The sequence below is a fragment of the Massilia sp. BGA-UO-ETr-WB1 genome (genome assembly GCF_059567845.1).
The window spans coordinates 965617-979474 of record NZ_JCAQOT010000026.1; the positions used below are offsets into that span (position 1 = coordinate 965617).

Genomic DNA, 13858 nt, shown 5'->3' on the forward strand with positions numbered 1-13858 from the left:
GCGAAGGATATCCCGCACAATGAGTTTCCGTTCCCGCCCCATCTCTTTGGACCGCCAGCAGGGCAACACGCTGGTGGGCATCATCATCGGCCTGGTGATCGGCCTGGTTATCGCGGTCATCGTGGCACTGGTGATCACCAAGGGCGCCACGCCGTTCACCGACAAGTCCGGCAAGGTGGGCAAGTCGGCGGAGCCGACGGCGGGACAGATCTCGGACCCCAACAAGCCGATGTACGGCAACAAGGAAGCCGCGCGCGAAGCTGCGCGCGACTTCTCGCGCGATTCCGCAGCGGCGCCCGCGGCGCCGGCTGCAGCTCCGGCGGCGCCGGCGGCTCCGGCCGCGCCGTCCAAGCCGGCGGTGGACGAACTGCAGCAGGTGGTGGACAAGATCGAAGCGGCCAGCAAGGCCAAGCCGGGCGCCACCAACGTGCAGCCGACGCCGACCGGCCCGGCCGCCGGCGCTGCCGCCGCCCCGGCCGCAGCAGGCGAAGAGAAGTTTGTATATTATCTGCAGGCAGGCGCTTTCCGCGAAGTGGCGGACGCCGAAAACACGCGCGCCAAACTGGCCCTGCTGGGCTTCGAGGCGACCGTGTCCGACCGCACCACCGATACCGGCGTGCTGCACCGCGTGCGCATGGGCCCGTACAATCAGGTGGAAACGATGAACAAGGTGCGCAGCAAACTGTCCGAAAACGGCATCGACGTGGCAGTGGTGCGTAATCAAAAATAAGCAAAAACAAGCAGAAATAAGGAAATCCGCATGCGTATCCTGAAACAGCTCCTGAGCGTTGTCGCATTGTGCAGCGTGGCCTTTGCCGCCACCGCGTCCCCGGCCGCGCCGATCAGCGGCGTGGAATACCAGACCCTGGCAACCGCGCAGCCGACCGACACCGGCAAGAAGATCGAGGTCATCGAGTTCTTCGCTTACTACTGCCCGCACTGCAACAACCTCGAGCCGCTGCTGGAAGCCTGGGTCAAGAAGCAGGGCGACAACATTGTCTTCAAGCGCGTGCACGTGCCGCGCGACGAAAGCGTGCTGCCGCAGCAGAAGCTGTTCTACACGCTGGAAGCCATGGGCCTGCTGCCGCAGTACCACAAGAAGGCGTTCCACGCGATGCACGTGGAACGCAACCGCCTGAACCGCGACGAGCAGGTGTTCGACTGGGCGGCCGCCAACGGCATCGACCGCCAGAAGTTCATCGACACCTACCGCTCCTTCGGCGTGCAGGCCAAGATCAAGCGCGCCGGCGGCATGATGGACTCCTACAAGATCGACTCCTGGCCGACGCTGATCGTCGACGGCCGCTTCCAGGCTTCGCCGCACCTGGCCGCCGCCGGCATGCAGGGCAACCCGACCGAAGCGGAGCTGCAGGCGGCCGCGCTGCAGGTGATGGACTTCCTGGTCGCCAAGGCCAAAGCGGAAAAGAAATAAACATGGGCCGCCGTTGAAACGCGTATTCATCACCGGCGCGTCCAGCGGCATCGGCGCCGCGCTGGCGCTGCGTTACGCGCAGCACGGCGCCACTCTCGGCCTGCTGGCCCGGCGCGGCGAATCGCTGCAGGCGCTGATCGCCACCCTGCCCTACCCTGAAAAACACCGCGCCTACGCGGTGGACGTGCGCGACCATGCGGCCATCCGCGCGGCCGCCATGGACTTCATCGAATACACCGGCGGCGCCGACATCGTCATCGCCAACGCCGGCATCTCGCACGGCACGCTCACCGAATACGCGGAAGACCTGCCGGTGTTCGAATCCATTATCGCCACCAACCTGAACGCCACGGTGGCCACCTTCGCGCCGTTCATCGCGGCCATGAAGCTGCAGAAGACGCCAACCCGGCTGGTGGGCATCGGCAGCGTGGCGGGCATACGCGGCCTGCCCGGCGCGGCGGCCTACAGCGCCTCGAAGGCGGCGGTGATCAGCTACTGCGAATCGCTGCGGCTGGAGATGAAACCGCACGGCATCGGCGTGGTGACGATTTCGCCCGGCTACATCGATACCCCGATGACGCAGCGCAACGCCTATCCCATGCCCTTCCTGATGGCGCCGGAAAAATTCGCGGCGGCGGCCATGCGCGTCATCGAACGCGGCAACAGCTACGCCGTCATTCCCTGGCAGATGGGCGTGGTGGCCAAGGTGCTGCGCGCGCTGCCCAACGCGGTCTACGATTTCGCCTTCGCCAAGGCGCCGCACAAGGCCCGGCTCAACAACAAAGCACCATGAATCCGCAACTCAACCCGGCCGCCATTGCGCGCCACTGCGCCGAATGCGCCAACCACGTGGCGATCGAAGTGGTGCCCGAAACCGGTTCCACCAATCTCGACCTGCTGCAGCGCGTAAACGCCATGAGCGGCCCGGTGCTGCTGATCGCCGAACGCCAGACCGCCGGCCGCGGCCGGGCCGGCCGCCCGTGGCTGTCCCAGCCCGGCTCCACGCTCACCTTCTCGCTGGCCTGGCGCTTCAAGGGACCGCTGCAGAACCTGGTGGGGCTGCCGCTGGCGGTGGGCGTGGCGCTGGCGGAAACCATGACCGCGCTGGGCGTGCCGGTGCAGCTGAAGTGGCCGAACGATTTGCTGAAGGACGGCGCCAAGCTGGCCGGCATCCTGGTGGAAACGCAGGCAGCGCAGGACGGCGCCATCTGGGCCGTCATCGGCGCCGGCATCAACCTGCTGATGCCGGACCAGCTGGAAGCGGACATCGGCCGCGAGGTGGCGTCCGCGCCCTGGCTGGCGCAGATGGACCGCAACGAACTGATGGCCGCGCTGCTCAACCGGCTGGCCTCGGTGCTGGCCGAGTTCGACGACACCGGCTTTGCTGCCTTCACCGAACGCTGGAACCGCCTGCAGGCATGGCGCGGCCAGAGCGTGCGCATCCTCGACCACGGCGACACGCTGCACGAAGGGCTGAGCGCCGGCGTGGACGGCTCCGGGCGCCTGCTGCTGGACACCGCCCAGGGCCGGGTGGCCGTGCTGTCGGGCGACGTGTCGCTGAGGCTGGCGCCATGATCCTGCTGATCGACGCGGGCAATACCCGCATCAAATGGGCGCTGGCCGAGCCGGACGCCGCCCCCGGCACCTGGCTGGACTACGGCGCCGTGATGCACGCCGACGCCGCCCAGCTGCCGGCCGCCTGGCACGCCGCGCACGCCGCGCTGGTGGCGGCCGGCCACGCGCCCGCCAGCCGCGTGCTGGCCGCCAACGTCGCCGGCGACGCCCTGCGCGACCGCCTCGCCGGCATGCTCACCACCGGCGCCCTGCTCATCGCGCCCGGCGCCATCGAATGGTTCGCCTCCGTGCCCGAGCGCGCGGGCGTGAAGAACGGTTACCGCAACCCGGCCCAGCTGGGCTGCGACCGCTTTGCCGCCGCCATCGGCGCCCATGCGCTGGCGCCCGGCCAGGCCGTCATCGTGGCCAACTGCGGCACCGCCACCACCATCGACGCGGTAACGGCCGACGGCGTCTTCCTGGGCGGGATGATCTTGCCCGGCCTGGGCCTGATGGCCACTTCGCTGGCGCGCAACACGGCGCAGTTGCCGCAGATAGCGCAAGGCGGTAAGCTGCCGACTGGATTCGCCGACAACACCGACGACGCCATCCTGAGCGGCCTGCTGGCGGCGCAGGCCGGCGCCATCGAGCACGCCTGCGCGCTGCACCGGGCCGAGGCCTGCCTGATCTCGGGCGGCGCGGCGGCCTATATCGCACCGGCCCTGCCTGCGCAGATTCCGCACCGCCTAGTGGACAATATCGTGCTGATCGGATTGCAGGCTGCCGCCGGCAGCGCCCGGCCTTAATCACCATGCAGGAACGCCCGTGCTGAAACTTATCTTCTGGTTGCTACTTGCCGTGAACGGCGTGCTGTACGCCTACGGGCAGGGCTATCTCGGCCATTTCAGCGGCAACGAGCGCGAACCGGCGCGCCTGAAGAACCAGCAGAACGCGGACAAGCTGGTGGTGATTCCACCCGCCCGTGCAAACGCCGCCGTGGCCGCGCCCAGTCCCGCCACGGCCGGGGCGCCGGAACAGAAGAAAGCCGAAACCGTGGCCTGCTTTGAAGTGGGCAATTTCATGCTGGCCGACGCGCGCCGTTTCGAGGCGGCCGTGGCGCCGCTGGACCTGGGCGACCGCCAGGCGCGCCGCAACATGCCTGGCACCGAGATCTCCAGCTACATCGTGCACATCCCGTCGCAAGGCAGCAAGGAAGCCGCCGACAAGAAAACGGCCGAGCTGCGCGCGCTGGGCGTGACCAATTACTTCGTCATGGCCGACAACCCGGCCATGCGCTGGGCCGTTTCGCTGGGCGTGTTCAAGACCGAGGCGGCGGCGCAAAGCCAGCTGGCCATGCTGCAGAAGCAAGGCGTGCACAGCGCCCGCGTGGCGCCGCGCATGAGCGGCAGCAAGCTGCTGGCCTTCCAGTTCCGCGATATCAGCGGCGAGGTCAAGGCGCAGCTGGAGGACAAGCTGAAAGCGTTCCCTAACCAGGAAGGCCGCAGCTGCAAGTAGCCTCGGTTAGCGCTGGATAATCAGGGGTTTCAGGCCCATCGAGGACGGCAAGCCGGGAATGGCTTGCGCGGCGTCCTGCCGGGTGGCATACGGTCCAGCGTACAGGCGGTGCACCTCGCCCGACGGCACAATCTCCAGACCACTCAGGGCGCCGTCCATGGCCAGCTTGGCCCGCACCGCTTCGGCGTTCTCCTTGCGGCCATAAGCACCCAGTTGAAGATAGAAGCCGCTTGTGCCCGCGCTGGCGGCGGTAGCGGCCGCGCCGGTGCCGCCGGCCGGCATCGACAACGCCGCTGCGGACACGCTGGTTTCGGCGCCGCTCACCGGCGTCAGGATCAGCGGCGCAGCGCGCGGCATCGCCTGCAAGGGCTGCAGGACCGCATTGGACTCGGCAGCGCTGGCGGCCGCAGGAGCAACAGCGGCAGCGGCCGGCGGCGGCGCCGGATACAGCATGGCGGCCATCTCCGCCGGAGCGCGCGGCTTGGGAGGTGCAGGTGCCGCCGCAGGCGCAGGCGCCGCCACGGCGGCCTTGTCCTTGCCGCCATCCTTGGCTCGCGCCGAATTGATGCGGTCCACCTCCGCCGGCAGAATGCGCTCCACCTCCAGCTGGTGGCTGCCCTTGCCCAGCAACCCCAGCTTCAAGGCCGCCGTGTAGGACACATCGATCACGCGCGTCGAATGGAACGGTCCACGGTCGTTCACGCGCACCACCACCTGGTTGCCGTTGTCCAGATTGGTCACCTTGGCGTAGGACGGAATCGGCAGCGTCGGATGGGCGGCGGACATCTTGTACATATCGTAGATCTCGCCGGACGAGGTGCGCTGGCCATGGAACTTCTTGCCATACCAGGTCCCCAGGCCGCGCTGCACGAAGGGTTTGTTCAGGTCCGTGATGGGCGTGTAGGTCTTGCCGAAAACGACATAGGGCTTGCTGTTGCGCGGATTGGGCGGCTCGTTGCGCACCTCCGCGTCCGGCGTCGCCATCAGGTTGGACGGCGGATTCTCGCCCGGCCCGTCGTCCTGGTAATAGCCGCCGCGCCCCGAGTTCGCGGGCGGCAGCACCGGCACGCCGGGCTCCTGTTGCGGCTTGGCCTGCGGCTTGGCGGCAGGCGCCGGACGGGACGCAGGCGTTGGCTGCTGCGGCGCGCTGCCGCAGCCGGCCAGCGCCAGCAGCGCGGCCAGCACGGTGCAGGAGCTTAGCTTCATACTCAGGCGGCGCATCATGTCTGCACCAGCTTGCGGTGGCGCTGGATGCTCATCAGGATGCCCGATGCGAGACCCAGCGTGAGCAGCGCGGTGCCGCCGTAGCTCATGAACGGCAGCGGCACGCCCACCACCGGCAGGATGCCGCTGACCATGCCCATGTTGACGAATGCGTAGGTGAAGAAAATCATGGTGACCGCTCCCGCCAGCAGGCGCGTGAAGAAGTTGGGCGCATTCCCGGCGATCATCAGGCCGCGCCCGATCAGCAGCAGGTACAGCAGCATCAGAAACAGATTCCCCACCAGGCCGAACTCCTCCGAATAGACCGAGAAGATAAAGTCGGTGGTGCGCTCGGGGATGAACTCCAGGTGGGCCTGGGTACCCTCTTTCCAGCCCTTGCCCATCAAGCCGCCGGAGCCGATCGCGATAGTGGACTGGATAATGTGGAAGCCTTTGCCCAGCGGGTCGGTGGTTGGATCGATCAGCGTCATCACCCGCTCGCGCTGGTAATCGTGCAGCAGCGACCATGCCACTGGCAGGCTGGCGCCGGCGGCGAGGGCCAGGGCCAGGATGGCCTTCCAGGACAGGCCGGCCAGGAAGATCACGCAGAAACCGGCCATGACCACGAGCAGCGAGGTGCCCAGGTCCGGCTGGCGCGCGATCAGGAACACCGGTATCAGCAGCAGCACCGCCGCGATGGCGTAGGAATGCCAGCGCAGCGTACCCTGGCGCTGCTGGAAGAACCAGGCCAGCATCAGCGGCACCGCGATCTTGGCGAATTCGGACGGCTGGATGTCGATCACGCCGATGTGCAGCCAGCGCCGCGCACCGAGCTTGATGGTGCCGAACAGCGCCACCGCAACCAGCAGCCCCACCGTGACCACATAGGCCGGCAGCGCGATGCGCATCATCATCTGCGGCGACACGTTGGCCACCATCCACATCACCAGGAAGGACATGCAGATGTTGCGCACCTGGTCTTCCATCTTTCCCGGGATGCCGATGCTGGCCGACACCAGCGTGACCAGGCTGGTGGCGAGCAGCAAGGTAATGATCAGCATCAGCGGACCGTCGAACACGGTCAGATAGGGTTTCATTCGGCGCCACAGCGAGCGCCTTTCGTTAATACGCATAGGCGTCCCTTATTCTTTCTTGCGCGGCTGCGCGGGCGGCGCAGGCGGCACTACGGCGGGCGGCACCACGGCAGGCGCTTGCGCAGGCGGCTGCGCGGCAGGCTTGGCGCCCGGCGGCGCCACGGCGGTGTGCTTGCGCGGCGCGGCCGGCGGTTGCGGCGGCGGGGTCTGGATCAGCGGCGGATTCGGCGCCGGCTGCGGTTTCGGTGCGGCGGCAGGCGCTGCGGCGCCGGGCTCTGCGCCCGGTGCCGCGGCGGCGCGGCGCTGTTCGTTGATAACGGCTGCCGCTTCCTCGTCCACCGGATCGAGCACCTGCTCGAAGGCTTCCGCGTCCTCCTTCGGCACCTTGGTGGTGTCCTTTGCCGGCAGCTTGCCCAGCAGGTAGTAGTCCAGCACCTTGCGCGCGATAGGCGCGGCGGCCGCGCCGCCGAAGCCCGCGTTCTCCACCACCATGGCCAGCGCGATGCGCGGCTTGTCGGCCGGCGCAAAAGCGGTGAACAGCGCGTTGTCGCGCAGGCGCTCGTTCAGCGTGGCGGCGTTGTACTTCTCGTTGGCCTTGATCGCCACTACCTGCGCCGTGCCGGTCTTGCCGCCCACGGTGTAGCCGGCGTTGGCGAAGGCGCGGTATGCCGTGCCGCCCGGCTCGCTGGTCACGCCCACCATGGCGTCCTTGATCAGGTCGATGTTTTCCTGCTTGAGCGGAATGCGGTAGCTCTCCTTCGGCACCGTCAGCGTGCGCGCGCGGGTGGCCCCGTCCTCGACGATCTTCACCAGGTGCGGCTTCATCACCACGCCGTTGTTGGCCAGGATGGACACCGCCTGCGCAATCTGCAGCGGCGTGTACGAGTTGTAGCCGGAACCGTTGGCGATGGAGATGGTGTCGCCGCCCACCCACTTGCCGGCCTGCGGATTTTTCTTGAAGCGGTTGCGCTTCCATTCCTGCGACGGCAGGATGCCGGTCTTCTCGTTTTCCAGGTCGATGCCGGTCGGCTGGCCGAAGCCGAACGGCTTCATGAAATCGTGGATCATGTCGATGCCCATGTCGCGGCCGAGCACATAGTAGTAGGTGTTGCAGGAGACGACGATGGACTTGCGCATGTCCACCGTGCCGTGCCCGCCCACCACGTCGTCGCGGAACTTGTGCGAGCCGAGGTAGAAATAGCCCGGATCGCCGATCGCCTGGCTCGGCGTGCGCTTGCCCAGCTCCAGCGCGGCCAGCGCCATGAAGGGCTTGAAGGTGGAGCCCGGCGCGTAGGTGCCGGACAGCGGCCGGTTCACCATGGGCCGGTCCAGCGAGGTATTCAGCTCGTTCCAGCTTTGGGTGTCGATGCCGTCCACGAACAGGTTGGGGTCGTAGCCGGGGCGCGACACGTAAGCCAGGATGTCGCCGGTTTCCGGCTCGATAGCCACCAGCGCGCCGCGCCATTCGCCGAAGGCTTCCTCCACGATCTGCTGCAGCTTGATGTCGATCGACAGGATCAGGTTGTTGCCCGGCGTGGCAGGGGTGCGCGACAAGGTGCGCACCGCGCGCCCGCCGGCCGACACTTCCACTTCCTCGTAGCCGGTAATGCCGTGCAGTTGCTTCTCGTAGCTCTTCTCCAGGCCTTCCTTGCCGATATGCTCGGTGCCCTTGTAGTTGCGCGCGTCGTCGCCCGCCTCGATCACCTTGGCCTCGTTCTGGTTGATGCGGCCGATGTAGCCCAGCACGTGCGACGCCGTTTCGCCCAGCGGATACTGGCGGAACAGGCGCGCCTGGATTTCCACGCCGGGGAAGCGGAAGCGCTGCGCCGTGAAGCGCGCCACTTCCTCGTCCGTCAGGCGGGTGCGCAGCGGCACGCCTTCGAAGCTCTTGGTTTCTTCCAGCAGGCGCCGGAAGCGCTTGCGGTCCTTGGCCTCCACCGACACCAGCTTGGACAGCTCGTCGATCACCTGCTCGAGCGGCACGCGCAGCTTGGACGGCGTGATCTCCAGCGTGTAGGCCGAGTAGTTGCTGGCCAGGACCACGCCGTTGCGGTCCACGATCAGGCCGCGGTTCGGCACCACCGGCACGAAGGCGATGCGGTTTTCCTCCGCCTGCGTCATGTAGTGATCGTGGTGCAGCACCTGCAGCCAGACGAAGCGCGCCAGCAGCAGCGCAAAGCAGACGAACACCAGCAGGCCGAGCGCCGACAGGCGCAGGCGGAACAGGTGCAGCTCGCGTTCGGTATTCTTAAGTTCAGTCATTGCAGGGTAAATCCAGGCCCTAGATCGGGCGCGTGTGGTCTTTGTCCACCGCGCGGCGCTGCGGCGCCAGCAGCAGCATGGAGATCACCGGCCACAGCACCACCGCCACCAGGCTTTCGATGAAGTACCAGAAGCTGGGGAATTTGCCGGACACGAAGAAGCGCACCATCAGCTGCACCAGCTGCGCCATCAGCAGCAGCGGGAATACGTGGATGGCTTGCGTCATCATGGGGAACCACAGCACGCGGCGGTGCATCATGATGGCGAAGTAGGACAGCAGCGTGTAGGCCAGCGCGTTCTCGCCCAGCAGCGTGGCGTCGTGCACGTCCATCAGCAGGCCGAGGAAGAAGGCGGTGCCGATGCCCACCTTGCGCGGCTGGTGCACGCCCCAGAACACCAGCGTCAGCGCCACGAAGTCCGGCGCGCCGACGAAGTGGCCCCAGGGCAGCAGGTTAAGCAGGAAAGCGCACAGCAGGCTGAACGCGATGAACAGCGGACTGACCGGCAGCAGAATGTAGTGTGGGCGATTCATCGCGGTTCTTTCTTGGGTTCGGCGGCGGCAGGCGCGGGGGCGGCTGCAGCGGCTGCAGCGGCTGCAGGAGCAGCGGCAGGAGCCGGCGTGGCGGCGGCAGGCGCGGCGGCGGCCTCCTTGGCGTCCTTGGCCGGCTTGGCCTTCTTGCCCGGCTTGACGGGTTCCTCCTCCGGCGGCCGTGGCGGCAGGTCCGGCGGCGACATCAGTATCAGCAGCTGGCGGTGGTTCTGGATGCCGGCCAGCGGCTGGCACACCACGCGCCCGAAGGCGCCGTTGCCGTTGTTTTCCACTTGCGACACGCGCGCCACGGCCAGGCCGGCCGGATACACACCGTCGATGCCGGAGGTGATCAGGATATCGCCCACCTGCACGTCCGCGTTGGGCGCCATGAAGCGCAGGTCCAGCTGGCCGGACTGGCCGCGTCCGTACGCCACGCTGCGCAAGCCGTTGCGCAGCAGCTGCACCGGGATGGCCTGCTCCTTGTCCGTCAGCAGCGTGACTTCGGAGGTGAACGGGAACACCCGCGTCACCTGCCCCACCACGCCCTGGTTGTCGATCACCGGCAGGCCAAGCTGCACGCCGGCCTGCGCGCCGCGGTCCAGCACCACCTTGCGGCTGGCGCTGTCGCGCGCGTCGTACAGGATTTCAGCCAGCATCGATTTGCCCGGCACGTGGTCGCGCGCGCCCAGCAGCTTGCGCAACTGCGCGTTTTCGGTGCTGTGGAGTTGCGCCTCCTGCAAAGCCTGCGCGGTGACGATCTGCTGCTGGCGCAAGTCGCGCACCTGCTTTTCCAGCGACGACAGCGAAGAGAAGTAATCGCCCACGCCGTACAGCGCGTCACGCGGCAGCAGCGCCGCCATTTGCAGGGGGTAGAGCACGGTGCCGACCACCTGCCGCACGGTCGTCAGCGCGTGCATGCGCGCATCGGCCAGTAACAGAGCAATCGAAATGCAGGCGAACAGCGTCATCTTGACGCGCGCCGGCGCGCCTTGTTTGAAGAGTGGCGGAGGACTGTATTCCATGACTTCCAATAATCCGGCGCTCACGCGCCACCGAAACCCGGCGCTCGCGCGCCACCGAACGGCCTTAGCTAAAAAACCAGCTTATAAAGCAGCGGGGCGGCTCCTGGCCGCCCCGCTTACTCAGATCATTCGTAGGAGAAGATGGAACCCAGTTGGTCCATCCGCTCCAGCGCCATGCCGGAGCCGCGCACCACGCAGGTCAGCGGGTCTTCGGCCACCAGCACCGGCAGGCCGGTCTCCTCCATCAGCAGGCGGTCCAGGTCGCGCAGCAGTGCGCCGCCGCCGGTCAGCATCATGCCTTTTTCGGCGATGTCCGCGCCCAGTTCCGGCGGGGTCTGCTCCAGCGCGTTCTTCACGGCGGAGACGATGTTGTTCAGCGGGTCGGTCAGCGCTTCCAGGATCTCGTTGGACGAAATGGTGAACGAGCGCGGAATGCCTTCGGACAGGTTGCGGCCCTTGACTTCCATCTCTTTCACTTCGGAGCCCGGGAAGGCCGAACCGATGGCTTTCTTGATCGCCTCGGCGGTCTGTTCGCCGATCAGCATGCCGTAGTTGCGGCGGATGTAGTTGACGATGGCTTCGTCGAATTTGTCGCCGCCCACGCGCACCGAACCCTTGTACACCATGCCGCCCAGCGAGATGATGCCCACCTCGGTGGTGCCGCCGCCGATGTCGACCACCATCGAGCCGGTGGCGTCGGAGACCGGCAGGCCGGCGCCGATTGCGGCGGCCATCGGTTCTTCAATCAGGTACACCTGCGAGGCGCCGGCGCCCAGCGCCGATTCGCGGATCGCGCGGCGTTCCACCTGGGTCGAGCCGCACGGCACGCAAATGATGATGCGCGGCGACGGGCGGAAGAATTTGGAGTCGTGCACCATGCGGATGAATTGCTTCAGCATCTGCTCGGTGACGGTGAAGTCGGCGATCACGCCGTCCTTCATCGGGCGGATCGCCTCGATGTTGCCGGGCACCTTGCCCAGCATCTGCTTTGCTTCCTTGCCGACTGCCTGGATCGTCTTCTTGCCGTTCGGGCCGCCTTCCTGGCGGATCGCTACTACCGACGGTTCGTCCAGCACAATGCCGGAACCGCGTACATAAATCAGGGTGTTGGCCGTGCCCAAGTCAATGGCCAGATCGGTGGAAATATACCTGCGTAAAAAACCAAACATGAGTATCCTGTGGCGCGTTGCCCGCACGCGCGGGCAGTTATAGGGAGTATCCGTGGAGGCGGCGGCGGCCGGTGCGGCATTGTGCACGGCGCCAGCTACGCATCAACCCGCCATTCTACCTTATAATTCGAATGTTATTTACCATTAATCGGCTCTAAAGTGCAGCGCCGCAACGCGTAAATTACGCGGTAATTGCCGGATTTTCAAGGCCAAATAGCCGGATTTACAAGTTCTTTATCAATACTACAACCGCGCGGTCCGCCGCGCTTCTCGCCATGTCCCTGACACTATCCGACGTAAAACGCATCGCCAACCTGGCACAACTGGAAATGAGCGAAACCCAGGCGGGAACCGCCCTGGATCAGCTGAACGGTATTTTCGCGCTGGCAGAGCAGATGCAGGCCGTGGACACCACCGGCGTTGCCCCTCTGAGCCACCCGCTGGCGGCCCACATGAACAACATCGCCCTGCGCCTGCGCGAAGACGTGGCCACCGAGCCGAATCGCCGCGAATACTATCAAACGGTGGCGCCGAAAACCGAAGACGGCTTGTACCTGGTACCGAAAGTGATTGATTAAGAAATAATGCCCATGCATACCAAAACCATCAAAGAGCTGTCCGCGCTCCTGCAGAACAAAGAGATTTCCGCCACCCAACTGGCGACGCATTTCCTGGACCGCATCGAAAAAAGCGACCTGAACGCCTTCCTGCACGTAGACCGCGCGCTGACGCTGGCGCAAGCGGCCGAAGCGGACGCGCGCATCGCCGCCGGCACCGCCACCCCGCTGACTGGCGTGCCGATCGCCCACAAGGACATCTTCGTCACCCAGGGCTGGCGCTCGACCGCCGGCTCGAAAATGCTGGCCAACTACGTCAGCCCCTTCGACGCCACCGTGGTGCAGAAGTTCAACGCGGCCGGCATGGTCACCCTGGGCAAGCTGAACTGCGATGAATTCGCCATGGGCTCGGCCAATGAAAACTCGGCCTTCGGTCCCGTGAAGAACCCGTGGGACCACGCGGCCGTGCCGGGCGGTTCCTCGGGCGGCTCGGCCGCCGCCGTGGCCGCACGCCTGGCGCCGGGCGTAACCGGCACCGACACCGGCGGCTCGATCCGCCAGCCGGCCGCCTTCTGCGGCATCACCGGCATCAAGCCCACCTACGGCCGCGTGTCGCGCTTCGGCATGATCGCCTTCGCCTCCTCGCTGGACCAGGGCGGCCCGATGGCCCGGACCGCCGAAGACTGCGCCCTGCTGCTGAACGCCATGGCCGGCTTCGACGAGCGCGACTCGACCAGCCTGACGCCGGAACAAGGCGGCGTGCAAGAAGATTTCGCGCGCGACCTGGACCAGCCGCTGGCCGGCCTGCGCATCGGCGTGCCGAAAGAGTACTTCGGCGAAGGCCTGGCGGCCGACGTGGAAGCGGCCGTGCGCGCCGCGCTGGCGAAGTACGTGGAACTGGGCGCCACCCTGGTCGACATTTCGCTGCCGAACACCGCGCTGTCGATCCCCGCCTACTACATGATCGCCCCGGCGGAAGCCTCGTCCAACCTGTCGCGCTTCGACGGCGTGCGCTTCGGCCACCGCGCCGACGGCTACAAGGACCTGCAGGACATGTACAAGAAGACCCGCGCCGAAGGTTTCGGCCCGGAAGTACAGCGCCGCATCATGGTCGGCACCTACGTGCTGTGCCACGGCTACTACGATGCCTACTACCTGAAGGCGCAGCGCATCCGCCGCCTGATCGCGCAGGACTTCGAAGCCGTGCTGAACGGCCCTAACGCCGTCTGCGACGTGATCATGGGCCCGGTGGCCCCGACCGTGGCCTGGGACCTGGGCTCCAAGTCCGACCCGGTGGCCAACTACCTGGCCGACATCTACACCCTGTCCACCAGCCTGGCCGGCCTGCCCGGCATGTCCATCCCTTGCGGCTTCGGCCAGGGCGACAAGAATGGCAAGCGCCCGGTCGGCCTGCAAATCATCGGCAACTATTTCTCCGAAGCCAAGCTGCTGAACGTGGCACACCAGTTCCAGCAAGCGACCGAGTGGCACAAGCTGGCCCCGAGCGGCATCTAATCC

At 66.6% G+C, this 13858-nt stretch carries 14 protein-coding genes; 8 read left to right on the forward strand and 6 right to left on the reverse strand.

What is annotated here, in order from left to right:
- Window positions 1-19: 19 nt before the first annotated feature.
- The 6 genes from AC56DV_RS26735 to AC56DV_RS26760 are packed head-to-tail and all read left to right on the forward strand — an operon-like array spanning window position 20 to window position 4501.
- A complete protein-coding gene (locus AC56DV_RS26735; protein WP_496317235.1) occupies window positions 20-730 on the forward strand; it encodes an SPOR domain-containing protein in 711 nt (236 codons plus the stop codon).
- A 30-nt stretch (window positions 731-760) separates the two neighbouring features.
- Window positions 761-1432, forward strand: a complete 672-nt coding sequence (locus AC56DV_RS26740; protein ID WP_496317236.1) for a thiol:disulfide interchange protein DsbA/DsbL — start codon at window positions 761-763, stop codon at window positions 1430-1432.
- 13 nt (window positions 1433-1445) lie between these two features.
- Complete coding sequence (locus AC56DV_RS26745; RefSeq protein ID WP_496317237.1) at window positions 1446-2225, forward strand: SDR family oxidoreductase; 780 nt, start codon at window positions 1446-1448, stop codon at window positions 2223-2225.
- Window positions 2222-3007 carry a biotin--[acetyl-CoA-carboxylase] ligase gene (locus tag AC56DV_RS26750; protein WP_496317238.1) on the forward strand — a complete coding sequence of 262 codons (786 nt, stop codon included), beginning with the start codon at window positions 2222-2224 and terminating at the stop codon, window positions 3005-3007. The genes AC56DV_RS26745 and AC56DV_RS26750 overlap by 4 nt, the downstream gene beginning before the upstream one ends.
- Window positions 3004-3792, forward strand: coding sequence for a type III pantothenate kinase (locus tag AC56DV_RS26755; protein WP_496317239.1), 789 nt, complete (start codon window positions 3004-3006; stop codon window positions 3790-3792). Before AC56DV_RS26750 ends, AC56DV_RS26755 begins: the two co-directional genes overlap by 4 nt.
- 19 nt (window positions 3793-3811) lie before the next feature.
- Window positions 3812-4501: an SPOR domain-containing protein gene (locus AC56DV_RS26760; protein ID WP_496317240.1), complete on the forward strand. Its 690-nt coding sequence runs from the start codon at window positions 3812-3814 to the stop codon at window positions 4499-4501.
- A 6-nt stretch (window positions 4502-4507) separates the two neighbouring features.
- On the opposite strand, the gene AC56DV_RS26765 is transcribed toward AC56DV_RS26760, so the two are convergent.
- The 6 genes from AC56DV_RS26765 to AC56DV_RS26790 form a co-directional block, all read right to left on the reverse strand.
- A complete protein-coding gene (locus tag AC56DV_RS26765; protein WP_496317241.1) occupies window positions 4508-5707 on the reverse strand; it encodes a septal ring lytic transglycosylase RlpA family protein in 1200 nt (399 codons plus the stop codon).
- A 14-nt stretch (window positions 5708-5721) separates the two neighbouring features.
- The gene (gene rodA / locus AC56DV_RS26770) at window positions 5722-6837 is read right to left on the reverse strand and encodes a rod shape-determining protein RodA (protein ID WP_496317242.1); all 1116 of its coding nucleotides are present in this window, start codon (window positions 6835-6837) and stop codon (window positions 5722-5724) included.
- Between the two features lie 9 nt (window positions 6838-6846).
- Window positions 6847-9060: a penicillin-binding protein 2 gene (gene mrdA, locus AC56DV_RS26775; protein WP_496317243.1), complete on the reverse strand. Its 2214-nt coding sequence runs from the start codon at window positions 9058-9060 to the stop codon at window positions 6847-6849.
- A 19-nt stretch (window positions 9061-9079) separates the two neighbouring features.
- Complete coding sequence (gene mreD / locus AC56DV_RS26780; RefSeq protein ID WP_496317244.1) at window positions 9080-9592, reverse strand: rod shape-determining protein MreD; 513 nt, start codon at window positions 9590-9592, stop codon at window positions 9080-9082.
- Window positions 9589-10614, reverse strand: a complete 1026-nt coding sequence (mreC, locus tag AC56DV_RS26785) for a rod shape-determining protein MreC (RefSeq protein WP_496317245.1) — start codon at window positions 10612-10614, stop codon at window positions 9589-9591. Before mreC ends, mreD begins: the two co-directional genes overlap by 4 nt.
- A gap of 125 nt (window positions 10615-10739) precedes the next feature.
- Window positions 10740-11783 carry a rod shape-determining protein gene (locus AC56DV_RS26790; protein WP_056398240.1) on the reverse strand — a complete coding sequence of 348 codons (1044 nt, stop codon included), beginning with the start codon at window positions 11781-11783 and terminating at the stop codon, window positions 10740-10742.
- Window positions 11784-12058: 275 nt separating this feature from the next.
- On the opposite strand from AC56DV_RS26790, the gene gatC reads away from it, so the two are divergent.
- A complete protein-coding gene (gatC, locus tag AC56DV_RS26795) occupies window positions 12059-12361 on the forward strand; it encodes an Asp-tRNA(Asn)/Glu-tRNA(Gln) amidotransferase subunit GatC (protein WP_496317246.1) in 303 nt (100 codons plus the stop codon).
- A gap of 12 nt (window positions 12362-12373) precedes the next feature.
- Window positions 12374-13855: an Asp-tRNA(Asn)/Glu-tRNA(Gln) amidotransferase subunit GatA gene (gene gatA, locus AC56DV_RS26800; protein WP_496317247.1), complete on the forward strand. Its 1482-nt coding sequence runs from the start codon at window positions 12374-12376 to the stop codon at window positions 13853-13855.
- Window positions 13856-13858 lie beyond the last annotated feature (3 nt).